This window comes from Pseudooceanicola aestuariicola (genome assembly GCF_045763785.1).
Taxonomy (GTDB): Bacteria; Pseudomonadota; Alphaproteobacteria; order Rhodobacterales; family Rhodobacteraceae; genus Pseudooceanicola.
Window position 1 is genome coordinate 1,081,602 of sequence record NZ_JBJGSF010000001.1, and the last position, 25,505, is coordinate 1,107,106.

The 25,505-nt window shown below is 62.1% G+C and carries 26 protein-coding genes; 10 read left to right on the top strand and 16 right to left on the bottom strand.

Annotated elements, in window-relative coordinates; translation table 11 throughout:
* Positions 1 to 8: 8 nt before the first annotated feature.
* The 4 genes from ACI3GR_RS04905 to gspG are packed head-to-tail and all read right to left on the bottom strand — an operon-like array spanning position 9 to position 2,295.
* Positions 9 to 899 carry a type II secretion system protein N gene (locus ACI3GR_RS04905; protein ID WP_407492950.1) on the bottom strand — a complete coding sequence of 297 codons (891 nt, stop codon included), beginning with the start codon at positions 897 to 899 and terminating at the stop codon, positions 9 to 11.
* Positions 896 to 1,279 (bottom strand): type II secretion system minor pseudopilin GspI, encoded by a 384-nt coding sequence (gspI, locus tag ACI3GR_RS04910; protein WP_407492952.1) that lies wholly within the window; start codon positions 1,277 to 1,279, stop codon positions 896 to 898. The genes ACI3GR_RS04905 and gspI overlap by 4 nt, the downstream gene beginning before the upstream one ends.
* A complete protein-coding gene (locus ACI3GR_RS04915) occupies positions 1,276 to 1,800 on the bottom strand; it encodes a prepilin-type N-terminal cleavage/methylation domain-containing protein (protein ID WP_407492953.1) in 525 nt (174 codons plus the stop codon). The genes gspI and ACI3GR_RS04915 overlap by 4 nt, the downstream gene beginning before the upstream one ends.
* A gap of 6 nt (positions 1,801 to 1,806) precedes the next feature.
* Positions 1,807 to 2,295: a type II secretion system major pseudopilin GspG gene (gene gspG, locus ACI3GR_RS04920; RefSeq protein WP_407492954.1), complete on the bottom strand. Its 489-nt coding sequence runs from the start codon at positions 2,293 to 2,295 to the stop codon at positions 1,807 to 1,809.
* 162 nt (positions 2,296 to 2,457) lie between these two features.
* Here gspG and gspL point away from each other — a divergent pair, with 162 nt between their 5' ends.
* The 7 genes from gspL to ACI3GR_RS04955 all read left to right on the top strand — a co-directional run bounded on the left by gspL (position 2,458) and on the right by ACI3GR_RS04955 (position 9,428).
* Positions 2,458 to 3,570, top strand: a complete 1,113-nt coding sequence (gene gspL, locus ACI3GR_RS04925) for a type II secretion system protein GspL (protein WP_407492955.1) — start codon at positions 2,458 to 2,460, stop codon at positions 3,568 to 3,570.
* Positions 3,567 to 4,019, top strand: a complete 453-nt coding sequence (locus ACI3GR_RS04930; protein ID WP_407492956.1) for a type II secretion system protein M — start codon at positions 3,567 to 3,569, stop codon at positions 4,017 to 4,019. The genes gspL and ACI3GR_RS04930 overlap by 4 nt, the downstream gene beginning before the upstream one ends.
* Positions 4,016 to 5,566, top strand: coding sequence for a GspE/PulE family protein (locus tag ACI3GR_RS04935; protein ID WP_407492957.1), 1,551 nt, complete (start codon positions 4,016 to 4,018; stop codon positions 5,564 to 5,566). The genes ACI3GR_RS04930 and ACI3GR_RS04935 overlap by 4 nt, the downstream gene beginning before the upstream one ends.
* A 2-nt stretch (positions 5,567 to 5,568) precedes the next feature.
* Positions 5,569 to 6,798, top strand: a complete 1,230-nt coding sequence (locus ACI3GR_RS04940) for a type II secretion system F family protein (RefSeq protein WP_407492959.1) — start codon at positions 5,569 to 5,571, stop codon at positions 6,796 to 6,798.
* A 109-nt stretch (positions 6,799 to 6,907) separates the two neighbouring features.
* On the top strand, positions 6,908 to 8,017 hold the full coding sequence (locus ACI3GR_RS04945; RefSeq protein ID WP_407492961.1) for a penicillin-binding protein activator: 1,110 nt from the start codon (positions 6,908 to 6,910) through the stop codon (positions 8,015 to 8,017).
* The gene (locus ACI3GR_RS04950; RefSeq protein ID WP_407492963.1) at positions 8,014 to 8,562 is read left to right on the top strand and encodes a type II secretion system protein GspJ; all 549 of its coding nucleotides are present in this window, start codon (positions 8,014 to 8,016) and stop codon (positions 8,560 to 8,562) included. Before ACI3GR_RS04945 ends, ACI3GR_RS04950 begins: the two co-directional genes overlap by 4 nt.
* Positions 8,559 to 9,428, top strand: a complete 870-nt coding sequence (locus ACI3GR_RS04955; protein ID WP_407492965.1) for a type II secretion system minor pseudopilin — start codon at positions 8,559 to 8,561, stop codon at positions 9,426 to 9,428. The genes ACI3GR_RS04950 and ACI3GR_RS04955 overlap by 4 nt, the downstream gene beginning before the upstream one ends.
* A gap of 89 nt (positions 9,429 to 9,517) precedes the next feature.
* Here the strand turns inward: ACI3GR_RS04955 and ACI3GR_RS04960 are convergent, their stop codons facing one another.
* Both ACI3GR_RS04960 and ACI3GR_RS04965 read right to left on the bottom strand, forming a co-directional pair.
* On the bottom strand, positions 9,518 to 9,763 hold the full coding sequence (locus ACI3GR_RS04960; protein ID WP_407492966.1) for a hypothetical protein: 246 nt from the start codon (positions 9,761 to 9,763) through the stop codon (positions 9,518 to 9,520).
* A gap of 3 nt (positions 9,764 to 9,766) precedes the next feature.
* Positions 9,767 to 11,332, bottom strand: coding sequence for a DUF4331 domain-containing protein (locus ACI3GR_RS04965; protein ID WP_407492968.1), 1,566 nt, complete (start codon positions 11,330 to 11,332; stop codon positions 9,767 to 9,769).
* 178 nt (positions 11,333 to 11,510) lie between these two features.
* On the opposite strand from ACI3GR_RS04965, the gene ACI3GR_RS04970 reads away from it, so the two are divergent.
* Positions 11,511 to 11,957, top strand: coding sequence for a prepilin peptidase (locus ACI3GR_RS04970; RefSeq protein ID WP_407492970.1), 447 nt, complete (start codon positions 11,511 to 11,513; stop codon positions 11,955 to 11,957).
* 669 nt (positions 11,958 to 12,626) lie between these two features.
* Here ACI3GR_RS04970 and ACI3GR_RS04975 read toward each other — a convergent pair.
* The 6 genes from ACI3GR_RS04975 to ACI3GR_RS05000 all read right to left on the bottom strand — a co-directional run bounded on the left by ACI3GR_RS04975 (position 12,627) and on the right by ACI3GR_RS05000 (position 19,308).
* The gene (locus tag ACI3GR_RS04975; RefSeq protein WP_407492972.1) at positions 12,627 to 13,538 is read right to left on the bottom strand and encodes a glucokinase; all 912 of its coding nucleotides are present in this window, start codon (positions 13,536 to 13,538) and stop codon (positions 12,627 to 12,629) included.
* A gap of 84 nt (positions 13,539 to 13,622) precedes the next feature.
* The gene (locus ACI3GR_RS04980; RefSeq protein ID WP_407492974.1) at positions 13,623 to 14,576 is read right to left on the bottom strand and encodes an ABC transporter substrate-binding protein; all 954 of its coding nucleotides are present in this window, start codon (positions 14,574 to 14,576) and stop codon (positions 13,623 to 13,625) included.
* A gap of 25 nt (positions 14,577 to 14,601) precedes the next feature.
* A complete protein-coding gene (locus ACI3GR_RS04985) occupies positions 14,602 to 15,606 on the bottom strand; it encodes an ABC transporter permease (RefSeq protein WP_407492976.1) in 1,005 nt (334 codons plus the stop codon).
* Positions 15,603 to 17,102 (bottom strand): sugar ABC transporter ATP-binding protein, encoded by a 1,500-nt coding sequence (locus tag ACI3GR_RS04990; RefSeq protein ID WP_407492978.1) that lies wholly within the window; start codon positions 17,100 to 17,102, stop codon positions 15,603 to 15,605. Before ACI3GR_RS04990 ends, ACI3GR_RS04985 begins: the two co-directional genes overlap by 4 nt.
* Positions 17,099 to 18,256, bottom strand: coding sequence for a Gfo/Idh/MocA family protein (locus ACI3GR_RS04995; RefSeq protein ID WP_407492979.1), 1,158 nt, complete (start codon positions 18,254 to 18,256; stop codon positions 17,099 to 17,101). The genes ACI3GR_RS04990 and ACI3GR_RS04995 overlap by 4 nt, the downstream gene beginning before the upstream one ends.
* Positions 18,253 to 19,308 (bottom strand): sugar phosphate isomerase/epimerase family protein, encoded by a 1,056-nt coding sequence (locus ACI3GR_RS05000; RefSeq protein ID WP_407492980.1) that lies wholly within the window; start codon positions 19,306 to 19,308, stop codon positions 18,253 to 18,255. The genes ACI3GR_RS04995 and ACI3GR_RS05000 overlap by 4 nt, the downstream gene beginning before the upstream one ends.
* Positions 19,309 to 19,460: 152 nt before the next feature.
* On the opposite strand from ACI3GR_RS05000, the gene ACI3GR_RS05005 reads away from it, so the two are divergent.
* Positions 19,461 to 20,474: a LacI family DNA-binding transcriptional regulator gene (locus ACI3GR_RS05005; RefSeq protein WP_407492981.1), complete on the top strand. Its 1,014-nt coding sequence runs from the start codon at positions 19,461 to 19,463 to the stop codon at positions 20,472 to 20,474.
* 413 nt (positions 20,475 to 20,887) lie between these two features.
* On the opposite strand, the gene ACI3GR_RS05010 is transcribed toward ACI3GR_RS05005, so the two are convergent.
* The 4 genes from ACI3GR_RS05010 to ACI3GR_RS05025 are packed head-to-tail and all read right to left on the bottom strand — an operon-like array spanning position 20,888 to position 24,549.
* Positions 20,888 to 22,384, bottom strand: coding sequence for a tripartite tricarboxylate transporter permease (locus ACI3GR_RS05010; protein ID WP_407492982.1), 1,497 nt, complete (start codon positions 22,382 to 22,384; stop codon positions 20,888 to 20,890).
* 1 nt (position 22,385) lies between these two features.
* Positions 22,386 to 22,835, bottom strand: coding sequence for a tripartite tricarboxylate transporter TctB family protein (locus ACI3GR_RS05015; protein WP_407492983.1), 450 nt, complete (start codon positions 22,833 to 22,835; stop codon positions 22,386 to 22,388).
* 3 nt (positions 22,836 to 22,838) lie between these two features.
* Entirely contained in the window at positions 22,839 to 23,789 is a 951-nt protein-coding gene (locus ACI3GR_RS05020) for a tripartite tricarboxylate transporter substrate binding protein (protein WP_407492984.1), read from the bottom strand.
* Between the two features lie 28 nt (positions 23,790 to 23,817).
* Positions 23,818 to 24,549, bottom strand: a complete 732-nt coding sequence (locus tag ACI3GR_RS05025; RefSeq protein WP_407492985.1) for a GntR family transcriptional regulator — start codon at positions 24,547 to 24,549, stop codon at positions 23,818 to 23,820.
* Between the two features lie 83 nt (positions 24,550 to 24,632).
* Here ACI3GR_RS05025 and ACI3GR_RS05030 point away from each other — a divergent pair, with 83 nt between their 5' ends.
* The gene (locus ACI3GR_RS05030) at positions 24,633 to 25,415 is read left to right on the top strand and encodes an amidohydrolase family protein (protein WP_407492986.1); all 783 of its coding nucleotides are present in this window, start codon (positions 24,633 to 24,635) and stop codon (positions 25,413 to 25,415) included.
* Positions 25,416 to 25,505: the final 90 nt, after the last annotated feature.

Genomic DNA, 25,505 nt, shown 5'->3' on the forward strand with positions numbered 1-25,505 from the left:
TTTTCCTGTCAGCGCAGCGGGAATGACATGAGGATTTTTTCGCCGTCCCTCACGACCTCAAGCCGGGCGTGTCCCGAAGCGGCAATTTCGTCGTAGTACTTTTGATCTTGGGCGGGATCGCCGACTGTTTGCCCATTTACCCGGGTCACAACGTCGCCCGTTTTCAGTCCAGCCAGCGTGACCCCAATGTTGGGATTCTCCTTGATGGTATAGCCATTCGATCCCGGCTCCAAACCAATCGTCGCTAATACGTTGTTCGGGTTTTCAATGATGCGTTGCCGCCACAACGCAATGTATTCCTGTGTCGATTCCGGCGGTGGTCCTTCGCGCAGGTCCAGTGATCCACGACCGGGAACAACGGAAGATGCGAACCGATCCGCGGCAGACCCGGTTTGCTTGGCTTCGGGCACCTCCGCGGTTGCAACGTTCTGCGGGTCATCTGTCATCAGACCTTCGAACCCGTAGTATTGAACCTCAGCATTTATCTCGACCCCGACCTTGTCCGACGTGATCTCGACCAGAACCGCATCCGCTGTCAGCTCGTCCCCGATCCGGTGGAACCCTGCTGCCCCCGACAGTACGATCAAAGCGCGGGAGTCTTGCGGCTTGGGCGCGACCAGCACGCCGCTGAGTGTGAGATCCAAGCGACTGGCGCTTGGGCTTGTCTGGGTCGCTGTGGCAGTCTGCACCGGCAAGCCAAAAGGCGCGAAGGCAAGGATAGGAGCCATGTCTACGCCAGTTTCATCCCGGGCGGCGGTTGCGTCACGACGCAGCCCTTCGACGGGTATCGTGATCTGACCGGCCAGATGGCGCGCCAGCGTGACCGCGGGCGGGATCAAAGTCGCGGTTAATCCGGCCAGCATCAGCAGGACCATAGCCCAAATCAGGCGGCGTTTCATTGCGTCCCCTCCGTTGTCGCGGGTAGGTAGCCGACCAGCCGGACGGTCGTATCCTCCGGGTCGCCACCGGCGCGCGCGACCAGCACGGTGACCTGATCCAGCCCGCTGTTCGGTACGGATTGGCGAAGTTCCGACACTTGCCAATCCTGCCCCAACTGGCGCTGCCACTCTGGCTGCATTCCGATGTTGAGCGTTGCGGCCGCCAGACCATTCTCGGCCACCCAACGCGCCCCGATCCGGTCGACCAGCTTGCCGGTTTGCGCTGCATGCCGTTCCGAGGCTGTCAGCAAGGTCACCCCCGCAACAGCCAGCACGGCCATGGCGACCAGCGTCTCGATCAGGGTGAAACCTGCTTCGGGGTTTTGATGTCTGGCTGTCATTGCGTCACCACCCAAGCCGTCGCACCATCAAAGCGCAAGCTGATTTCCTCGTCAGCCGCCCGCAAGCGGAGTGTTGCGACTGCTTCGCCTGTGCCATCTTCGGCCTGCGTGTCGGGTGGCGAAAGGTCGGCCTTGATCACCATGCGTCCGTCGCGGGCTGCCATGCGATCCGCGTTGAGGCTGGATTGCCCCATGTGGTGATGTGTTCCCAGAAGAGGGTTGCGATGCGTTGTCCATTCCGTCCCCGTCCACTCAAGGAACCGATAACCGCCGTCGCCCCAGTCCAAGGCCGCCGGACGTCCTGACATCAGGCTTTGCTCGGCCGCGACGTCCAGACGGGAGGCCAGCAACTCTGCCTCGTTCGTCAGAGTGGTCGTCCGCGTCGTTGAGGGCAGCGCAAGGGCCGTCACACCGGTCATCACCCCGAGGATCGCCAGAACCACAAGAATTTCGACCAGTGTCACGCCTGCTTCGCCTTGGCGACGAATTGGACGGGGGTAAGGGGCGGTAACTGCCGTCATGCCAGATCAGTTCTGGGCGTTTCGGCGGTCTGCAGCCATGATGTCGGCATCCACTCCGTCGCCACCGGGCCGACCATTGGCGCCAAGGCTGACCAGATCAAACGCACCCGTTTGCCCGGGCGAGCGATAGACATAGTCATTCCCCCAAGGATCCTGCGGGACTGTATCCAGGTACCCGTCAGAGGCCCAATTCGTCGGCACGGGGGCAGAACTGGGCTGTTCGACCAACGCCGATAGGCCCTGCGACGTCGTGGGATAGGTTCGATTGTCCAGCTTGTATAGTTCAAGCGCGCTTGTGATCGTGCGCAGGTCTGTTCCCGCGACCGTGACCCGTGCTTCGTCAGGGCGGCCGATCACGTTCGGTACGATCATGGCGGCAACCACGGCGATAATGACCAGCACGACCATCATCTCGATCAGCGTGACACCTGCCTCGGGATCGCGTTTGCTGCGAACCCGCAGCGCAACGCGCTGTCGATTGGTGAACTTCGGCATGAAACTAATTTCCTTCAGACTACGTTACTTCCTGTTGCACTGAGAAGCACACGGTCTGATTGGAACAACTTACAGCAAATCCAGTCAGAAAAGAAGAGAAAAATCGTGGAAATCTTTAGGGTTAGACGGAAATCTTCACCTGCTTTGGCGGGTGGCTTTCCTGTGCCTGAAGATACTCCGGGGTCTGCGTCTGACGAATTGAATGATGTCGCGACACAGGGACGTCGAACTATTTTTTCTGACATTATTCAAAAGACTTTGCCGTCCCGATTGGCCGGGGCCGTGACTGTCCTGCCGGCAGAAACGCTGAACCTTGTAGCGGTGCCGCTGCCCCTGCGCTCTGATCGACAGCGGCGCGAAGCCTTGCCCTTCGCGGTCGAGGAACACCTGGCCGCGCCGTTGGACCAGACCCACGTGGCGTTCATCCGGCCTTTGCCCGATCAGCGGGCGCTTGCCGTCGCGATTTCCCGCGCCGGTATGGAAGACGCGCTGACATCGCATCCCGGCCAAAGACTAATCCCCGAGGTCTTCGCGCTTCCGGTGCCGGAAGACGACGCCACTTGGTCCACCTTGCGCGACGGCGATCGTGTGCTTGTCCGAGCATCTGATGGAACAGGGTTCGTGGCCAGCGCAGCAATGCTGCCAATGTTATGGGGGCAGGCGGGTCGTCCGGCGGTCCAAAACCATGGCGCAGCATTGCCCGCGGGGATAGAATGCTCCGATCACCCGCCCATCGACCCGGACCCGGCTGAGCTCTCCACCGATTTACGGCAGGGCGCGTACCGTCCTCGTCAAAACCTTGGCCGTCCGCTGGCTGCTCTTTGTGCCGGGGTGGTGCTGATCGGCACGCTTCATATTGCGCTGGCCTATGGGGACCTTCGGGCGATGCGTGGTCTGGTCCTCGAACAGCGTGCGGCGACCACGTCGCTTTTGGCCGATCGTATTCCGCAGGCGACGATTTTCGACGATCCTCAGGTGCTGTACCGTCAACTGACCCGCGCGTCCGCTGGCCCCGTAGACGCCGGACCGCTGCGTTTGTTGGAACGCGCCTCCGTCGCTCTGGTCTCGGCCGATGATCCGGTGGATGTGCAGCGGCTGGTTTGGTCCTCTGACCCTGCGACGCTGACCCTTCAGGTGCAGGCACGCGGGCTGGACCAGCTTCAGCAGGCCGAGGAAGCCCTGCGGCAGGCAGGACTGACCGTATCCACCGGCACGGCAACCGCCGGGGACGGCGCAGCTACGGCCGACATGACACTCAGCGAGGGCGGGGTATGAGCGCGTTGTCATCCCTGAACGCGCGGGAACGCGTCATGATGATCGGTGGCGGTCTATTCCTGATCGCGTTGCTGGGCTGGCAGTTCGCCTGGCGCCTGATCTTGGTGGAACAGGCCGAGCTGAAGCAGGATATGGCGCGCTACCTGATGCTAGCGCAGGTGGCGGACGAAGTCGGCTCGGTCTCGCAAACCACGGGATCCGTGCCGTCCATTCCTTTGGCACAGCGTGTGACCCGTAGCGCGGATGCGGCGGGCGTGACGCTGGCCCGTCTTGATCCAGACGGCACGCGCCTGCGCGTGACGGTGGAACGCGCACCCTTTGCTGATCTGATACTGTGGGTCGAAGCGCTGCAAGCCCGCGAAGGCGCCCGGCCTGTTGCGCTGCAGATCGAGAGACTGACCGAACCGGGAATCGTGACCGCCCGACTGACACTGGAGGCGATGCAATGACACTGACCGACCCGGAGCTGCCCATTGAAGAACCGGAAGCAGTGCCTCATCCCGACCAGACCGGCCTGCCGCGCCTGGGCTACGGCTTTGCCAAATCGCGTGGTGTCCTGCTCGATCGCGGGCCGACCGGAGCGCCGCAGTGCCTGCATCTGGCGGATGCCCCTGTCATGGCCCTGATGGAGGCACAGCGCCTTGCCGGGGTCCTGCTGGATTTCCAGACCATCGACCGGACCACGTTCGAAACCAGACTGGCCACCATCTATCGCGACAGCGCCAGCGAAGCCGCGCAGATGGCGGCGGATGACGATCCCGATTTGTCCGCGCTGGCGGAAACCGCCGCATCGGTCGACGACCTGCTGGACCAGAAAGACGACGCGCCAGTGGTCCGCCTGATCAATGCGCTATTGCTGGAAGCCGTCAAAGAAGGCGCCTCGGACGTCCATATCGAGGTCGAGGAGCGCCGCTTCGTCGTCCGTTTCCGTATTGATGGCCGCCTGCGCGACGTGATCGAACCCCGGCGCGAACTGGCCCCGCTGCTGGCCAGCCGCCTGAAGGTGATGGGCAAGCTCGACATCGCCGAAAAACGCCTGCCGCAGGACGGGCGGGTGTCGCTGCGCGTCGGCGGGTACGAACTGGACGTCCGGATTTCGACCCTGCCGTCGCAGTTTGGCGAACGGGTGGTGCTGCGTCTTCTGGACCGGGGCCAGACGCTGCTGGGCATCGATAACCTGGGTATGTCGGACCGTGACCGCGCAACCTTTGAACACGTGATCGCCGCGCCCGAGGGTCTGGTACTGGTCACCGGCCCGACCGGGTCAGGCAAGACGACCTCGCTTTATGCGGCGCTCAACAACCTCAACGACCGCCAACGCAACATCCTGACGGTCGAGGACCCGATCGAATATTCGATGGACGGCATCGGCCAGACGCAGGTCAACGCCAAGACCGGCCTGACCTTTGCCCGCGGGCTGCGCGCACTTCTGCGGCAGGACCCGGATGTCATCATGGTCGGCGAAATCCGTGACGGCGAAACTGCCCGGATCGCGGTGGAATCCGCCATGACCGGGCACCTCGTCATGTCGACGCTGCACACCAACACGGCCATCGGCGCAGTGTCGCGCCTGATCGACATGGGGGTCGAGAGGTTCCTGCTCGCCCCGATGGTGCGCGGGCTGATCGCGCAGCGCCTTGTCCGCAAGCTGTGCCCCGACTGTCGCGAACCTCATGCCCTGACCGACGCAGAAGCCGGGCTGCTTTCGGGCGCGCTGCCTGCGGGAACCGAGGTCTGGCGCGCCGTGGGCTGTGACGAATGCGGGCAGAAGGGCTATCGCGGCCGCTTGCCGATCTACGAAATCATCGCCGTGGATCGCACGATTGAGAGGATGATCCACGACGGTGCCTCGGAATCCGAACTGACCGCCGCCGCGCGCCGTCAGGCCCCGGGCATCCTGGGGGACGGCATCGAAAAGATGCGCAACGGCCTGACCACGGTCGAAGAGGTCATCCGCGCCGTGCGCGACGAGGGCCGGACGATGGAGGAGCGGTAGGGATGTCAGCGTTCTTCTACCGTGCAGTCGATCCGGGCGGGCGCCGCACCAAGGGCGTGATCGAGGCCTCGTCCGAGGCCGCCGCCCGCACGATCCTGCGCGACCGCAAGCTGCTGCCATTGTCCGTACAGTCGACCCGCCGCAAACCCGGGGCAGAGGGCAGCCTGCTGTCGCGCGACATATCGCTTGGCCCGGCACGAATGGGGCTAAAGCGGCTGACGCTGGTGACGCGGCAGCTGGCCACGCTGATCGCCGCGCAGGTCCGGGTGGAAGAGGCGCTGAGGATTCTGGCCAGCCAGGCGCAAGGATCGCGCGATGCCTCGCTTCTGCTTAACCTGCGCTCCGCCGTGCTGGACGGGCGCAGCTTTGGCGCCGCGCTGGACGAATATCCCGCGACTTTCGGCAGTTATTACCGCGCCTCAGTTCGGGCGGGTGAAACCTCGGGCAAGCTGGCCGAGGTGATGGAGCATCTTGCGCTGCATATCGAGGATCAGCAGAAAAACCGGCAAAGCCTGCAACTTGCCCTGATCTATCCTGCACTTCTGGCCGTCGTGTCGCTGTGCGTCATCATCGCGCTGCTGACCTTCGTCGTGCCGGATATCGTGCGTGTCTTCACTTCGCGCGGGGCGGAATTACCGATGCTGACGCGTGTGCTGATCACGGTGTCGGACGCGGTGTCCCGGTACGGCCTGGCGGTGCTGGCGCTTCTGACCGTCGGGATCGTCACCGGCCTGGCCGCCCTGCGAAGGCCCAAGGTGCGGCACGCGTGGGACCGGTTCCTGAGCCGCGCCCGCCCGACCCGCGGGTTCGTGCTGAAGCTGAACGCGGCACGGTTCACCGGGACCCTCGCCACGCTGGTTCAAAGCGGCGTTCCGCTGGCCGATGCGCTGAAAGCCGCCGCCGATACGGTGCCCAACCTCTTCGTTCGCACCCAAGTGTCCGAGATCACGCGCCGTGTCAGTGACGGCGTCGCCCTGTCCCGCGCGGCCGAGGAATCGCGGATCTTTCCGCCCATGCTGATCGCGATGATCGCCAGCGGAGAGGCGGGCGGAACGCTTGGTTTCAGCCTTGAACGCAGTGCACAGGAACAATCGGCGGACCTGAAGGCCAAGGTCGCCACCGTTGTCGCATTGGTTGAACCGGGGGTCCTGCTTGTGATGGGGGGCATCGTGATGCTGCTGGTCCTGGCAATCCTGATGCCGATCGTTGGCCTGAACAATCTGGCGGGATGATGGGGCTCACCATGACTTGCACCAATAACCTCTGGGGAAGCACCGTTCCGCCTGCTAGGGTCGGACTAGCGCCCGCCCCCCGTGCCCCAAGACCACCAAAGGTAGACCCATGAGTAGCTCTTCGTTGTTCCAGAAACCGACCCTGCTGCGCCCAAGTCGCCGTAATCTGCTGCGGGCGATGGCTGCGACGTCTGTAGCCACTGCGACGACCGGCTGCGGGGCATTAGAAGGCATGTCGGATGCGGTTAGCCGGTCCCCGTCAGGTCCGGCGCGTTCGGCGCTGCTGTTGCCCCTGTCGGGATCGGCAGCGGATTTGGGTCAATTGCTCAAGGCCTCGGCGACGCTTGGCGGGGGGCCGGGGATCGGCATCGACATCTACGACAGCGGCAGCGAACCGCAGTCCGCCGCCGCCGCCGCGCAAACCGCACTGGACGCCGGGGCGCAGGTTTTGGTGGGGCCTGTCTTTTCTGCGCAGGCCGAAGCGGTCGCCAAGGTCGCGCCCCGGTCGGTGCCGGTTGTCACCCTGTCCAACAACGTGGCCCTGGCGGGATCGGGCGTCTTCGTCTTCGGCATTACTGCCGTGCATTCGGCGCGGGCGGTACTAAGCCTCGCGGCGCAGCGCGGATTGCGCGACTTGGCCATCGTGGTGCCGCCGGGCGATTTCGGCTCTCAGGCCATCGCCGCCACTACGGGCGCCGCCCAGGCGCTCGGCATTCAAGTGCGAACACCGCTGGTGCGCAGCTCGGCTTCGGGACTTGTGGACGCGCTGAAGTCCGGCGGCGGGCTGCCGGATGCGGTTTACCTTCCGGCGGCGGATGGCACGCTAAGGCCCTTTGTCGGTGCGCTAAGCGGGCAGGGGATGCAGCTGCTTGGGTCCACGCAATGGTCGGCGCTGGACCTCGACAGCGATCGGGCTTTCCGCGATGCATGGTTTGCAGCGCCCGATCCGCTGCGGTTTGCCCCGTTCAAGGACGCCTTCGCCAAAGAGGCCGGCACCCAAGGCGGCATCATCACCGGACTGGCCTATGACGGCACTGAATTGCTGCGCGTTCTCGGGCAGCGCGGGCAACAATCGCGCCGGGGGCTGTTGGATAAAGACGGCTTCAATGGCGTGCTTGGGCCCTATCGGTTCTTGGATAACGGTCAATGTGAACGCGGTCTGGCGGTTCTGCAGGTCGGCGCGGGCGACTTCAGCCTGATCGGGTCCACATCGGTATGACACAGGCTGTCCGGTCGCGCGAAAGCGGGCTGACGCTGGTGGAAGTGTTGGTCGCCTTGGCGATCTTCGCCATCATTGGTGTCGCCGGGATGAGCATTCTGAACACGACAGTCAGGGTCAAACACAGCACCGAGGGGCGGCTCGAGCGTTTGGCCCGGATCGACCGCGCCTTTCTGGTAGTGGGGCGGGACCTGCTGCAGATGGCCCCAGGCGGCGTTATTCTGAACGACAGCGAATTCCGATTTCTGCGCGCAGGTGCCGATGCGCCGTCGCCTGTGTCTTACGCGCTGACAGACGGGACCCTGCTGCGTCAGCTCGACGCCGGAGGCCGGACCGTCGATCAACGATTGCTGGACGACGTCGACACCCTTGGATGGCGGTTGATGACCTCTGCGCGTCAATGGCAAGACAGCTGGCCAAGGGCAGACGGTGGCGCAAGCGTGCCGGTCGCGGCAGAGCTGACACTGACGTTGCGACTGGACGGAGTTGATGAAGTCTCTGACTTAAAACGTCTTTTCGCTCTTCCCGGGGGCGCGGTTCGATGAATGCCCCCAGACGAGATCCGGAAGGCGGCGTTGTTCTGATCAACGTCTTGGTCATGATCGCCCTGGCGTCCACTGTCGTCTACCTGATGCTATCCGAGCAGGAAACATCCCTGTCGCGCGTGGCCCGTATGTCCGACGCGGTGCAGGCGCAGAACCTGGCCCTTGGGGCCGAGGCATCGGTTCTGGATGCGCTGCGCGCCGATCTGGATACCGCGCCAGACACTGATCATTTTGGCGAACCATGGACCCGCGTCATCCAAGAAGAAGTAACGCTGGGCACGGGACGGTTTTCCGTTGATGTGACTGATCTTCAGGCCAAATACGACATTCACCTGCTGGCCGGGCCGGGGGTCGGTCAGGTCGAACTGATGTCACGACTTCTACAATCCGTGGATCAGCCGCCCGAGCTTGCACCGAGGATGGCGGCCATTGTCCGGCGAGTGTCTGAACTGCAATCGATCAACGACCTTAGGTTCTATGGCATCCCCGATCCCACGATCAAAGCGATTGCTCCCTACGTGGCGGCCCTTCCTCCGTCGGGACAGTTGCCGCGGACGGTGAACCTGAACACCGCGCCGCCGCTCTTGCTTGAGGCGTTGTTCAAAAATCAGTCCTATGCGCTGCGGCTGGAGTCGATCCGCCAGCAGACCGGAGAGATCACCCGCGCAAACCTTGATGGCATCGGCGCCATTCGCCCTGAGAATACCAATTGGACCTCGGGCCTCTACGACGTGGCCATCATGGCAGAGGTGGGCGATGCGCGGGTTCGGCTGGTGTCAAGATTGGTTCGTCAAAACGATCTGGGCGGTAAGTCGGTCAGCGTTCTGACCCGCCGGTTTATGTCCGACGCACCACCACAGGATTAGGCCCAGAGTGTAAAGATTGGCATCCCACGACGACCAAATGAAAACGGCCCCCGAATTTCGGGGGCCGTTTCCGTGTTCATGTGTTCCGTTTAAGGATTGAACGGTGTCGCCGTCGGCGTCAGCGTCAACGGCAGGCTTTGAACATTCTGCACAGGCGCGCTGTTTGGCGCTTGATTGAACGCGTTGACGAAAGCTTGACCAAGGGAGTTGATCCCGCTGACCGGCGTACTTCCGTCACAGGCCGCCAGCACTAAGACCGTTCCGGCCATGGCGAGTAGCAGCTTGCGTCCCTTAATGTCGAAACGCGGTGCGTCAAAGGTCATCGTGGTCTGCATGGATTAGCTCCCATCTGCGCCGGGAAGCGGCGTGTTCAGGTAGGGGAACGTTGCCATGACATCCGTTGCGGAAATCGGTGCACCGTCGGTGAAGGGTTGGTCACCCACCGGGGCGTCTTCGGGATCGCAATAGCCAAGGTTGATGAAGTCGGACGGCGTGTCTTCTTCCGCGCCCTCGACACCAAGTTCAGCTCCAAGCGGCACAGGGTGGCACAGGGCCCCCATTGCGACGCGCAGCGCGATGTCCACCGTGTCATCACCCGGACGGCGACCATTCGGGAATCCGGCAAGGTCTTCTGCAACAACACCCAGATTGTTCTGCGACCCCTGCGGCGTCGCCGGAACGGCCGTATTCAGGCGCATCATTTCGGACCCGGTCACGGTAGCTTGCTGGTTCAGGCCGGGAAAGCCGGTCAAAAACGCGGCAACCAGATCAGTACGCGGCAGGTTCGAGGGTGCGATATTTTCCGACGCTCCAAGGGCATCGCGGAACAGAATGTCCAGCAACGCCGGCAGGGTCGGATTAGTCACATACACGGCAAGTGCACTGTCCTGCGTCGGCTCGGCCGCGTTGAACAGGTCCTTGTCGGGCAGGCCGATGACGACTTCATTGACCAGCGGGGCCGACAGACGCGATTGCTGAACCCATGCACCACCGTACTTGGACGTGGCTTCATAGGTCGGCGACGGATCTTCGATTTCGGCCTGCGGCAGGCTTGCCGTGGTCCATGCCCCGATAACGCCGTTGCCTTCACCGGTCACACAGCTTGTTGGCACTTCGATCGCCAAGGAGGTCACGTTGAATTTGCCGACCAGATCGTCGTTTTCACGCGACTGCGTGATCCCACCTTCAAGCGGGACCAAGTTCACGCTGTCAAACACTTCGCCCAGGTTGACGGCAAAGGCTTCGGCGCGCTGACCCACAAAGACGCGACCCGGCATGTCACAACCGGGTAGGGTGACATCATAGATGTAGTCGTTTGCATAATCTTCGTAGTTCGGGATCGTCTTGGTCCCGATGTTATCGATGGGCTTGGTGAAGGTAGTTGATCCATCCGTCGCCGTGATCAGCTGACCGGGCTGGCCAGAGCGACGATCACCCGTCTTTAAAGTGACCGAGTAGGTCTCTTTTTCGTTGATGAACAACGTGTTGGTTCCATCGCCCGCAGCTTTCAGCGGGATAGCTACGCTTTCATCACCAATATCCAGCGCCACCCCGGCATTGCCTTCGCCGCCAAGTGTGTTGGTGAAATCGAACTGGAAGGAAATGTCTTCGACGGCGTCACCATCGTTGTCGATATGGATTTCGTACAGTGCGTCAGAATCCATGGTGAAGTAGTTCGGACCGCCGTAGGGGGCCTGCAGAGGCTGGTAATTCGCGATGAAGGTTACATAGCCTGCGCGACCAGTCTCATAGCTGGAAAACATGTAAAAGTCGGTAGCGTCGACCTTGGGCTGCTTTGTGATGCCCGGCGCCTCTCGGTGCGACGATGCCATCGCAGTCGTGGCACCTAGCGCCAAGGCACTGACCATCAGGCCCGTAGTTGCGTTTCTTAGTAGAGTCGGCATGAAATGCTCCCTGTTTCATGTACAGCGATTTTGGTCGCTGTCAGTGGCGCAACCGACTGGGGCAGTAAGGCCCAAGTTTCGCGCGCCAACACCGGAGTCACGGAAAGAAGAACATTAAGTTTCAACTTCGGCACAAATTCGCGTGTCAATTTGGTGAAAATGAAGACAGGTTATCCAAATGACCCATGTCGAAATTCTGGCAACCGTGCCGCTTGCTTTGGCGTTGATCCATTTGGCCCGGATCGACATCAAACAGAGAATTTTGCCTGATATCATCACGCTACCTCTGGTTGTGGCCGGGCTGGGGTTAAGCCTATTGGACGGTCCCGAGGCCGTGATCACCTGTGCGATCGGCGCAGCAGCCGGTTTCGCCATTTTTTTCGTGATCGGTGAAGTTTTTTTCCGGCTCCGTGGGTACGAGGGGCTTGGATTAGGCGATGCCAAACTATTTTCCGCGGCCGGAGCATGGCTTGGCTGGGCGGCCCTACCGACCGTCCTTCTGATCGCAAGCCTAGGAGCCCTAGGCTACATAGCTGCAACCGGATGGAAGTCAGGACGAGCCATCGCGTTCGGACCATGGTTGTGCTTCGGGTTTTTCGTGAGCTGGTGCCTCAAGCTGATCTAAGGCGGTCATGGTTCGGCGAGGGCGGTCATGCGATCATGTGGCACGAGTCCGATAACGCGGGCATGCAGGCGCTGACCCGTTCGACATGGGAATTCGGGGGGGCGTTAGGTCCGTCTGCAATGGGTTTTGCAGGCCGGCTTATGTGATGCCTTCGGATGCCCGCAAATTTAAGGAATGGCAGAAAGTAATAAGTTTCCGTTGGCGCGAGGAAAACCGGGCGGGCGTGGCGAAGAAGGTGGTGCAAAATGTCCACGACGAAACAAAGCAACACAGGCCGACTCCGGCAGGGCATTCCTGCCCCTCGCGTCGCACGCGTTGACCGACGGGAGCTTGGTTACCGGCCAAAACCCGATATCCGTGGAAACAACGGAACAGGCGGTGGCCGAGGTGCGCGTCCGGTAGGTCCACGGACCGTATTTCTTGAGACGTTCCAGTAGGCGCTGCAGCGTATAACGGAGGAACCGCCGATGCTGACCGATGCAGTTCGGCCAAGATCCCGTTGTTTCGTTGCTCCAACCATCCGAACCAACCCCACGTGCACGACGTTCAGATCACGCGGGAATCTCCGAACTATCGGATTGGGTAGGGGGCTGGCATTTTGCTTTGTCTATGCCTGACGGCATATCTCACGAGCAGTGGGGTGGTAAACCCGCATCCGGTCAAAGGGGATCATCCGTAGGCGGCGCATCCTTTGAGTGCGGCTGCATCGTCGAGTATCAGTTTGACGCCCGCCATGGCCGGAAGCCGAAGCTCGGTCGGAGCGGAGTAGACCATCGAGAACGGCTCGGCGGCGCGGCTTGACAGCACCGCGCGTGCGACGCTTCCGGCAAAATGGATGCCCGCGTCGGGCATGAATGCCATACGGAGATCGCGGGCGAGGTGGCCGACCAGCCCGGCGTAGAAATCGGAAAAGTCTGCCGAGGCAGAGGTCTTGCGCGAAAGCGCCTCTTCCGGCGGCACGCCGGGGCGGTCGGCGAGAATGCCGAACAATGCCGATACCCCCGCGCCAGAAAAGCAATCCTCGATTGTCGCGAACTGCCCGGCCGCCGGGCCGATCTGGTCGCGCAGGGCGCGACCGACTGAACCGGGGAGCGAGACGTGACCGAACTCTGCCTTCATGCACAGCGCATTTCCCCCGCCCCGCAGCAGGACAGAACACACGTTGAAACCGGTGCCGATCCCTGCGACCAGAGCTTGCCCGTCGCGCGGGGCGCTCTCTGACCCTGGCGTGACAGTCGCCAGCCCGGACCCGGACAGCGAAGGCAAGGCGTAACCGAGGGCCGCGAGATCGTTGAGCAGAACGACCTTCGCCCCGGCAAACCTTTCGGACAGCTGCGCCTGATCGAGCGACCAGTCGTGGTTCGTCAGCCGCGCCATCCCGTCCCCGACCGGCCCCGCCACGGCGACGACCATGCTGTCGAGCCTGTCCACCCCGACCTGCGCCAGGTAGTCTGCAGCGAGCTGGGCAAAGCCAGGGTGATCGGCGTTCCGAAAGCTTTGCGATGTGCCAGCCAGAACAAGGCCGTCACGGGCCAGGGCGAGCCGCGCATTGGTTCCGCCAATATCCGCAACCAGTCTCATTCCGCCTTCGACCTTTCTTTGCAATAACGAAGGCCCGAACCGCGCGGTACGGGCCTTCGCCTGTTTAGCGTGATTTTCGCCGGATCAGAACGGACTGTCCGGGAAGTAGAACTGTTCGGCGTTCTCTGGCGTGATGCGCTGGCTGCCGATGATGAAACGGCCCGAAACCGGTGTCGGCGACACAACGCCAAGCGCCGTCAGTTCGATCGCGGTGGCGATCTGTGCAGGCGGATAGGTCACGTTGACCGGCAGCATCGGATCGCCGTCCATCATGCGCTGGATGATCTCTTTCATCCCGGCACCGCCAACGACCCACATGTCACCCGTGCGCCCGGCCTGATCAATCGCTTCAAGCGCGCCGACGGCCATGTCGTCATCGGCCGCCCAGACGGCGTCGATGTCGTCGTATTTGGACAGGAAGTCCTGCATGACGTTGAAGGCATCGTCGCGGTTCCAGTTGCCGTGCTGCATGTCCAGCACGTTGATGCCCGAGCCGTCGATGGCCGCGGTGAAGGCATCCACGCGCTCGTTATCCAGCGTGGTGGGAATGCCGCGCAGCACGACGATATTGTCGCCTTCGCCGAGGTTTTCGGCAAAATATTCGCCCGCGACACGGCCAAAGCCGGTGTTATCGCCCGCGACATACAGGTCTTCGATCCCGTCGACGGACAGGCCACGGTCAACCACCGTCACCCAGACCCCCGCTTCTTTCACGGCTTGCACCGGAGCGGTCAGCGGTTCGGATTCAAAGGGCAGCACGACCAGCGCGCTGATGTTGCGCGTGGCGACCATGTCTTCGATGTCGTTCACCATTTTGCCTGCATCACCGGCGGTTGCCAGCACGAAGTCAAGCTCAGGATAGGTTGCTTCCAGCCGCTCGATCGCTGCCCGTGCGTGGTAGTTCAGCCCCCCCATGAAGCCGTGTGTGGCCGAAGGGATGGCAACACCGATCACCTTGGTGTCCTGTGCAAGGGCGGGGCCCGCCCCGACAAGCGCAAGACCAAGGGCCGCGCCTTTGAAAATATCTCTGCGTTTCATTATAATCTCCTCCCAATTATGCCGCTCAATCGGCGGACTTTCCTTCCCGCTGCAACACAACAGCCAGGATGACGATGACGCCTTGGATCGCGCCGTTAAGATACGGGCTGACGATCGAGGCGAGATTCAGAATGTTGTCGATGAGGCTTAGGATCAGGACACCGACCACGGTGCCCCAGACCCGGCCAAAGCCGCCCTTGAGGACGGTGCCGCCAATGATGACGGCGGCAATGGCTTCCAGTTCCCACAAGACACCGGTCGAGCCAGAGGCAGAGCCCAAGCGCGGGACGTACATGATCGTGGCCAGACCGACCAGCGCGCCAAGCAGCACGTAGGTCGCCATGCGCACCCGGTCGACTTTGACGGCGGAATACTTGGCCACCTGTTCGTTCGCGCCAAGCGCCGCACAATGCCGCCCGAAGGGGGTCTTGCGCATCGCCAGTTCGCCCAGGATGGCGACGAGGGCAAACACGATGATCGGCCAGGCGATCCCAAGGATGCCGTCGTAATAGACGGGTCGGTAAAAACTGCGCGCCTCGTAGTTCAGCGACAGCGTACCGCCATCTGCCAGCCATGTGGTCAGCGAGCGATAGATGCCCATGGACCCAAGCGTGACGATGAACGCCTCGATCCCGATCTTCGATATGAGGAACCCGTTGACCAACCCGGCGGCGATCCCTGCCAGCAGGGCCACGATCATCCCCGCGATGATCAGTGGCACCCCGATGCCAAGCGTCGGGATCATCGCGTTCATCGCCATGATCATCACACCCGCCACAAAGGCCGCCATGGACCCTACGGACAGGTCGATCCCGCCTGCCGTGATGACGAAGGTCATGCCCACGGCAATGATGCCAATAAAGGCCGAGCGTGCCAAAACGTTGGTCACATTGCCCGCGCTCAGAAAGTTGCTGTTCAGCGACGCGCCCAAGATGATCAGCGCGACCAGCGCCAGCACGGGGCCAAGCGCATGAAGGGAAATGCGGCGCTTGGCCGGGGTCGCGGATGTCTGTGCAGAAGTGTCGGTCATGCGGATACTCCGTTCAGTTCGCCGACGCCCATGGCGCGCCGCAAAATGGCGTCTTCGGTGATGTCGTCGCCGGTCAACTCGCCCGCGATATGGCCCCGGCCCATCACGACCACGCGGTTGGCCAGCCCGATCACTTCGGGCAGTTCCGACGAGACGACGATCACGCTTTTGCCGTCCGCGGCGAGCGCGGCGATGAAATCGTAGATCTGCTGCTTCGTGCCGATGTCGATGCCGCGGGTCGGCTCATCAATGATGACGATCTGCGGTTCCGCCAGCATGGTTTTGGCCAGCAGAAGCTTTTGCTGGTTCCCACCCGACAGGCTGCCCGCCATCATCGCCCGATCCTTCACCCGGATGTCGAAATCCGAAATCGCTTGGCTAAGCGCGGCATCCTCGCCCCGCTTGTCGATGTGTAGTTTGCCGAACCGATCCAGCGCCAGCAGGGTCAGGTTCACTGTCAATGACTTGCCCAGCAACAGACCCTTTTCCTTGCGGTCCTCGGTCAGGTACACAAGCCCCGCCTCGCGCGCGTCGAGTACGGACCCGGGCTTGATCGGCTTGCCATTGACGCGGACTGTGCCCGTGGCTGGCCGCAGGCCGACGATGCCTTCCATCAACTCGGTCCGACCCGCGCCGACAAGGCCCGCAAAGCCCAGCACTTCCCCACGTCGCAGCGTGAACGATGCGTCGCTGACCTTGCCCGGCACGCTGAGCCCTTGGACGTCCAGCACGATGTCATCGCCCCCCCGTGCCTTGGCAGGGAAAAGGTCCGACAACTCGCGCCCGACCATCGTTTCGGCCATGGCGTGTTCGGTGAAACCTTGGGCCACGCGGGTGGTGATATGGGCCCCGTCGCGCAAGACGGTGACGCGGTCGGCGATGCGCCCGATCTCGTCTAGCTTGTGCGACGTGTAGAGGATCGCGGTGCCCTGCGCCTTGAGCCTCTCGATCTGGCCCAAAAGCACGTCTGTTTCGCGGCCCGTCAGCACGGCGGTCGGTTCGTCCATGATCAACACGCGGGCGTTACGGCCAAGGGCGCGGGCGATTTCGACCATCTGACGGTTCGGGACCGACAAATCGCGGATGCGCGTTCGCGGATCCACGTGACAGTCCAGCCGCGCCAGCAGGTCACGCGCTTCGGCCCGCATCGCCTTTTGGTCCATGAACAGACCGCGCCGGCGTTCGCGTCCCAGAAACAGGTTCTCTTCCACGGTCAGCTGCATGGCGAGGTTGAATTCCTGATGGATCATCAGGATCCCCGCCGCCTCTGCCTCGCGCTGGTCGGCAAAGCGGGTGGGTGCCTCGTCGAGAAGCAATTCGCCCGCGGTCGGGGACAGGTAGCCGCCAAGGATCTTCATCGTCGTCGACTTGCCGGCGCCATTCTCGCCGATAAGCGCGTGCACCTCGCCCGGGACAAGCGAGAAATCGATGCCGTGCAGCACCTGGATCGGGCCGAATGAGCGTGTGACACCCCGCGCTTCGAGGATCGGCGTCATAGCGTCACCCATGCAGCATTGCGTTTGGACGAACGGACGCAGGCATCCACAAAGGTCACGCCTTCGACCCCGTCATTAACTGAGGGAAAGGTCACGTCTTCGGGCAGCGGCGCGCCGGTGCGGGCGGCGGTGATGGCCTGCGCGGCCTCACCGTAGATATTGGCAAAGGCTTCAAGGAACCCTTCTGGGTGACCCGGCGGGATCCGTGTCAGCCGTCGGGAGCCCCGGGTCGTTGCGGCAGAGGCGCGGGTTACGATCTCTGTCGCGCCGCCGACGGGCGTCACGAACAGGCGGTTCGGGTCTTCCTGCCGCCATTCGATCCCGGCCTTGGTCCCGTATACCCGGAGCGAGAGGTTGTTTTCCTCGCCCGCCGCGACCTGGCTGCACCACAGTATACCTCGCGCGCCACCGTCAAAGCGCACCATGATGTTGGCGTTGTCGTCCAGCGCACGGCCGGGAACAAAGCTTTGCAGATCGGCCGCCAGCGCCTGAGGCGTCAGACCGGTAACAAAGCGCATCAGGTTCCACGCATGGGTGCCGATGTCGCCCGTCGCGCCGCCCGCGCCCGCGCGTTCGGGGTCCAGGCGCCAATCGGCTTGTTTGTTGTCCGGGGCAGGGGCCTCGGCCAACCAGTCCTGCGCGTATTCCACCTTCACGACCCGGATCTCGCCCAGATCGCCGCGCGCGATCCTTGCCTGCGCCTCGCGGATCAGGGGATAGCCGGTGTAATTGTGCGTGAGGATGAAGAGGGCGTCGGACTTCCCCACCGTCGTCTTCATCTTTTTCGCGTCTACAAGCGTGCCCGTGAGTGGTTTGTCGCAGATCACGTGGATGCCGCGTTTCAGGAATTCGCGTGCCACCGGAAAGTGCAGGTGGTTCGGAACCACGATCGACACCGCCTCGATCCCGTCTTTCAGCCGCGCCTCGCGCTTGGCCATCTCGACGTAGTCGGAATAGCTCCGGTCCATCGGCAGGCCCAGTTTCGCGGCCGAGGCGCGGGCCTTTTCTTCGGTCGACGACAACGCACCTGCCACAAGCCGGAATTGCCCGTCGAGCCGCGCCGCCACGCGATGCACGGCGCCGATCATGGCGCCCTGGCCTCCGCCGACCATGCCAAGCCGGATCGGCCCCGTTCTGTCGGCAAAACGGGTCATGTCAGCCCCAGCATCTTGCGGTTCGCGGCACCATCCGCGCCGCCGTCGGCAAAATCGTCGAACGCATGGGGCGTCACGCGGATGATGTGATCCCTGACGAAACGCGCACCTTCTCGGGCGCCGTCTTCGGGGTGTTTGAGCGCACATTCCCATTCAACGACGGCCCAGCCGTCGAAATCCATCGCGGCGAGCTTGGCGAAGATCGCCTTGAAATCCACCTGACCATCGCCAAGCGACCGGAACCGTCCCGCACGCTCGACCCAGGATTGGTAACCGCCATAGACACCCTGCCGTCCCGTCGGATTGAACTCTGCATCCTTGACGTGGAAGGCGCCGATCCGCTCGGCATAGATGTCGAGGTGATCGATGTAGTCCAGGCACTGCAGGACATAGTGGCTTGGATCATACAGCATCATCGCGCGGGGATGATTTCCGACCCGTTCAAGGAACATCTCAAAGCTGACGCCGTCGTGCAGGTCTTCGCCGGGATGAATCTCGTAGCACAGGTCTACACCGTGCTCCTCTGCCGCGTCGAGCAGGGGCCGCCAGCGCGCCGCCAGTTCGTCAAACGCGGTTTCGATCAGCCCGGCGGGACGTTGCGGCCAGGGGTAGACGTAGGGCCATGCCAACGCGCCCGAGAATGTGGGCAGTGCGGTCAGTCCAAGGTTCGCAGAGGCTTGGATCGCCTTGCGCACCTGTCCGACCGCCCATTCCTGCCGCGCGGCTGGATTGCCTCGGACCGCCTCGGCGGCAAAGCCATCGAACGCCGCGTCATAGGCTGGATGGACCGCGACAAGCTGGCCCTGCAGATGGCACGACAACTCGGTCACTGTGATGCCGTTGGCCTGCGCTTGGCCGACCCAGTCTTCGCAATAGCCCTTGCTTTCGGCGGCCTTGTCGAGGTCGATCAAACGGGCATCCCAGCTTGGAACCTGAACGCCCTCGTAGCCGCAATCCGCAGCCCAAGCGGTGATCCCTGTCCAGCTGTCGAACGGGGCCTCGTCGCCCGCGAACTGCGCCAGAAACAGCGCAGGTCCTTTGATCGTCTTCACAGTAGCCTCCCGTTGCGTGGATTCTCCCGATCCGCGCATGTAATCGTTTGCATAGTAGGATTGCAAAACGTGTAATCGATTACAAGAAAAATCTGAAAACGTTTACAGTCGCGTATTTTGAGGTCACATTGGCCACTATGTAAGGAGAGTAAATGGATCGGAAAGTCGCGACCATTCAGGATGTTGCACGCGTGGCGGGGGTTTCCACCGCGACCGTCAGCAGGGCCTTGTCGAAACCATCCGTCGTGGCCAAGACCACGCGGGACGCTGTGTTGAATGCGGTCGCCGAAACCGGTTACCGGGTCAATGCAACGGCGTCGAATCTGCGCCGTCAACGCACCGGCACGGTCATCGTTTTGCTGCCGAACCTTGCCAATCCGTTCTTTTCACAAATCCTGGCGGGGCTGGCTTCTGTCCTGACGCCTGCGCAGTTCGGTCTGCTGATCGCAGACACGCAGTCCGGCCCCGATCCCGAAGAACGGCTGCGTCATTACCTGACATCCGGTCAGGCAGACGGTCTTATCCTTCTCGACGGATCGTTGTCTCCCGATGCGATCGCCATTCCCGGCCGTCCTCCTGTCGTGCTGGCGTGCGAATGGATGGGGCAGGACCTGCCGTCCGTCCGCGTCGAGAACGAAAAGGGTGCGGCATTGGCGGTCGGCCATCTTGCGCAGCTGGGTCATCGCAGGATCGGCCACGCCACCGGTCCGCGCGGCAATGTCCTGACGGAAACGCGACTGGAGGGGTTCTGCTCGGCCCTTGGCAATCTGGGCCTGCCGTTGCGCGAGGACTGGATCTTTGAGGGGGACTTCAGCATGGATTCCGGCGCTGCTGTCGGGCGGGCCTGGCTTGCCATGCCGGAGCGGCCGACCGCCCTGTTCCTGTCGTCAGACGAAATGGCCGTGGGCTTCATCGGAGAGGTCCAGCGCGCCGGTGTCCGTGTCCCCGAGGATGTTTCGATCGTTGGGTTCGACAATATCGAAATCGCCCAGCATCTCAGTCCGGGCCTGACGACAATCCGGCAGCCGCGAACCCAGATCGGCGTTCGTGCGGCGGAACTGCTACTGGCCATGATCGAGACAGGTGCGTTGGTGGGGCCGTCCGAATTGATCGAGGTCGAATTCATCCATCGGGGCAGTGCCACGCGACCGCCGCAAGAGGTGTGAACACAACAAGCGCCGCTCGACCGGTCGCAACGAAGCTGCCAGATCAGAGTGGGTTCGGCGGAACCCCGCATCGGGAGCGTTTAGCCCGTTCAGATAAGAAAGGGCGTCTGCTACATCCTCGCCACCAAGGCGTTGAGATGAGGCAGAAACCCGGAACCAAGCGAAGTCACGGCGAGCAGGGCGTAAAGACTAAAACCACTGACGCAGAGGCATGCATCTGTAGTCTCACAGCCTTATTGTGCTGAGCCAAAACCCACGCCAGCCCCACGTGCACGACGTTCAGATCACGCGGGAATGCCCGAACTATCGGATTAGGTAAGGGGCCACATCTTAAGAGCTTTTGGCCTGCGTGAGTGTGGTGGTGCAGCACTGATCCCCGCGTCCGTGGGTAAGACAACCTCAGACGCTCTGTCTCAAACCTTGGAAGCGGCCCGTCGGCGGCGCATGGCCTTGAAGATAGGCCAGGCGATAAGAAGTACCGTCGCGATTGCGAGCGTGGCGGAGATTGGGCGCGTCACGAGATCAGTGACATCGCCGCGGCTGATCAGAAGTGCCCTGCGGATACTTTGTTCCGCCATGGGGCCAAGGATCATGCCAAGAATAATGGGCGCCAGCGGGACATTCAGCTTCTCGAGGAAATAGCCCACAAGGCCCGCGGCCAGCATGACCCATAGATCGACCGGGCGGCCATTGATCACGTAGACCCCCACGCACATCAGGATCAGGATCAAAGGCACAAGCATGACACCGGGCAGACGTTGAAACTGTGCGAAGACACGGGTGGCCAGCGCGCCGCCAAGAGTGAAGATCAGCAGCGAGGTCAACAGCATCTCCATCATGAAGCCGCCTACAAGGACCGGGTTCTGATGGAACAGCTGCGGGCCCGGTTGAAGCCCGTGGATGGTCAGCGCGCTAAGCACTAGGGCCGCGACGACATTTCCGGGAATGCCAAGAGACAGCGCCGGGATCATTGAGGCAGCATTGTCGGCATTGTTGCCGCATTCCGCCGCCGCCACGCCCTGCGGGTTGCCCTTACCGAAACTGCTTGGATCGTCCGAGGCGTTCTTGACCGCGTTATAGCTGAGGAACGCCGCGATATTGCCGCCGGCTCCGGGCAGGATGCCGACGCCGATGCCAATACCCGACGCGCGAAGCCATGTGGGCAACAGCCCGCGCAGCTCGCCGCGTTTGAGGGGGGTATTGGTCAGCTTGAGTTGCGCCGCAGACAGCCCGCTGAGGTCGGCCTTTTCAGCCAGTTGCAGGACCGGGGGCAGGGCGTACAGCCCGACCAGAACCACGATCAGATCAAGGCCACCCAGAAGCCATGTCTGGTCAAAGGTAAACCTCGCTTGGCCAGAGAGATTGTCGATCCCCATGGTGCCGATCAGCAAACCCAGCACGGCGGCCATGATGCCCTTGACGGGATCTGACCCGACCATCACACCGACCGATGCCATACCGAAAATGGCGATCCAGAAATACTCGGCCGGGCCAAAGAACAGGGTCACCCGAGCCAGCAGGGGGCCGACGGTCATCAAGGCAAAGGCGCTCGCAATGCCGCCCATTGCCGATGACCAGCATGCAATTTTCAACGCCTTCGCGGCTTCACCCTTTTCGGCCATCGGAAAGCCGTCAAAGGTGGTCGCGATCGAAGCTGGCGTGCCGGGAATGCGCAGCAGGATCGCCGGGATCGCGCCGCCGTACATCGATCCGTTGTAGATGCCCGCGACCATGCCAAGCGCCACCAAAGGATCCATCGAATAGGTCATCGGCAGCAGCAGCGCGATGGCCATCACCGGGTTGAGACCGGGCAGGGCGCCAATGAAGACCCCAAGGATCGTGGCGCCGATCATTGCCGTCAACGGCGCCAAGGTCAGGACATGGGAGAGAGCGTTGGTATAGAACTCCATCTCAGCCTCCGGAACCGAAGAACGACACGAGCGCCTCTCTGGGGAGCGGCTTTTCCAGCAGCACCGAGAAGACAAGGAAGATCAGGGCCATGAAGGTGACCGCCACGGCCAGCGCATAGCCCAGCTTCCGAAAACCAAGCGCTAGCGGAAGGGCCAGCACCAGAAGAAACGAGGCCGTGTAAAAGCCCAGGGGTACGATCAGCGCCACGTAGAGGATAGCGATCACCGCGGCACTGATCATCTTGTCGGGCGCGTCGATCAGCTCGCGCGCCTCGCTCTGGCCGGAGCGGAACGCGCGCAGCGTCACCGCCCCGCCAAGAAGCGCCAGGATCAGGCCAAGCACCATTGGGTAATTCCCGCTGGCCCCGGCATAGTCTTTCGCCATCCAGGCCGCAGCGATGCCGAGACCGGCAAAGAGCAGTCCGAGAACGATATCCTGACGCTTCTCCATTGATCAGAGCCCGAGGTTCTTCGAGACTTCGGCCAGCGCGTCGTATTCCGCCTGCAGCCGCGCACCAAGAGCTTCACCTTTGACGACGTTGGGGGTTTCGCCCTTGGTTGCCAGGAACTCGACATAAGACGGATCGTTGACCGCCTCTTCGATCACGGCGGCCAGTTGGTCGACGATTGCCTGGTCCAGACCTTTGGGGCCGAGAATGGCGCGCCAAAGCAATGTTTCTTTATCCGCCAGTCCAAGCGCCTCAAGCCCGGATGCACCGGCAAGGGCGGGCACATCCGCAGCCGACGTCACGAGCGGGCACTTGGCTTCGCCGCTTTCCACATAGGGAAGAACGGTCGAGATCGAACCGCCGTAGATGTCCACGTGTCCGCCGAGGAAGTTCTGCAGCGTCTCACCCGCACCGCCGAAAGGAATGGCCACGGCGTCGATGCCCTTGGCTTGGAAAATCCGTTCTGCGGCCAGCTGCATGGTGCCGCCGATGCCGTCATTGCCGTAGGTGTATTTGCCGGGGTTAGCTTCGAGTTCGGCCAGGAACTCGGCGCCAGTGGTGGCCGGGAAATCGGTCGTCACGCAAAGCGTGTAAGCGGTTTCCGAGGTGGATGCGATCGGCGTGAAGCTGTCGAGCCCGTAAGCCACGTTCTGAACCTGCGGAACAGTGGTCAGCGGGCTGTTCCATGTGGCAAAAAGCGAATAGCCGTCGGGTTTCGCCTGCATGAATTGCGACGCGCCAACAGACCCGCCGCCACCGCCGACGTTCAGGATCGCAATGGAGGTTCCGAGCTTTTCTTCCAGCAGGATTGCCAATTTGCGGGCGCTGGTGTCGGTGCCGCCACCGGCTCCGGCGGGGATTGTCAGTTCGATGGTGCGCTCGGGGTATTCTGCGAACGCAGGGGCTGCAAAGGCTGCCACAGCGGCAAAGCCAAGCGGAATTGTTTTGATCTTCATGGTTCCTCTCCCTTTTGAATTGAGGTCGTCATTTGATTTCGCTGCGATACCGAAAGCCGTGGGCACTGCCGCTGGCGATCCTCCATTCGACAGGTTTGTCTTCGATGTCGAAGGCCGTCCGGCGGATCACCGCCAGCGGATCGCCGGTCTTGATGCGCAATTGTTGCGCCACCGCGTCAGAAGCATTCCCGAAAGAGACTTCGTCCGTCGCGCGTTTCACCAGCACGCCGAAATGCTCAAAATAGGTCGGATAAAGAAGCGGGCCGAAGGCGGTATCCGGCAGTGCCTCAAACCCTTCGAACCGGGCGCAGGGGATATATATTTCTTCGAACAGGACCGGCTGGTCCTGCAGGCTGCGCAGGCGCACGATCTTGATGGTCTTCGCCGTGCCAAGCGCCTTGGAGGCCTCGGCAGGGGCGTCGGCACGGCTGCGCAGGATCATCTTGCTTTGCGGGATCGACAGCGGACCGCCATCGCCGTCACGCATCGCGAAAAAACGAAAGAGGCTCGCATTGAACGAGGGAGCGTGGAGATAGGTCCCGGATCCCTGACGCCGTTCGAGAAGCCCTTCATCTACCAGCCCGTCAACCGCCTTGCGGACCGTGCCGACGGAGACATCGAATTCTCGGGCCAGTCGCGCCTCTGAGGGGATGGGTTTGTCAGGAGTCCAGACGCCGGACGCAATGCGGGCCGTCAGCGTGTCACGCAGCCGAGCATATGCTGGCAGTCGGTCGTCGCTTGCCGCGAATCCATTGCTCATCGTCGTCCTCCCTGCATAGTTTCTAATCCGTGTTGACCCATATAGTCAACTAGTCATATATATGAATTGAGGGGGAGGGCGTCATGATCCAATTCGACTGCCACGCGCATGTCTACGAAACCGTCGCTGCAATCGATGGCGCAAGATATGTTCCCGCCCGGAACGCCCCATTGGCGGCATGGCTAGCCCATCAGGAAAGCTGCGGCCTGAAGGGTGGTGCGATCGTTCAGGTCAGTTTCCTTGGTTGCGACAACTCTGAAATGTGTGCGGCGCTCGCCAAATTGGACCGCTCGCGCTTTGCCGGTGTCGGCGTTGTTCCTTTGGACGTCGACGACGCGCAATTGGACCATCTGGTCGGGGCTGGAATGCGCGGCGTTCGATGGAACCTCGTCCGTGGCGCGGCGATCCCCGAGATCGAAGCAGACCTGACGCAACGCTTTCTGTCCAAACTTAGGGACCGTGATCTGCATCTGGAGCTTCATTTGGAAGGGCCGCGTCTGGCCCCGATCCTACCGGTGCTCGCCGAGCAGGGGGTAAACTTGGTGATCGACCATTTCGGATTGCCCTCAGACCCTGACCCAAAAAGCGATCCGTTCATCCGATCGGTCAGCGCTCTGGCCGACCCGAGCGCCCTTTATGTCAAGTTCGCCGCCCATTACCGCACACCCTTTGACATCACCCCGCATGCCAATGACCTTATCTCTTTGCTGTCCGAGGATCGCATCGTGTGGGGAAGTGACTGGCCGCATACCCAACACGAGCAATCAACCAGCTACTCCGAAGTCTGGGCCCGGTGCGAAGGTTGGAGCAATCTGTCCGACGCCGCTGCGGTACGGAGTTTGTACGCCATCGGGCTAAGCGAATAACACGTTTATCAGTCTTGTCGTCTGTGCGCAGGGCGTGACCGGTTTTCCTGACCTGCATTGCTGCCGCTCTCCGGCATTGGGGCGAGGTAC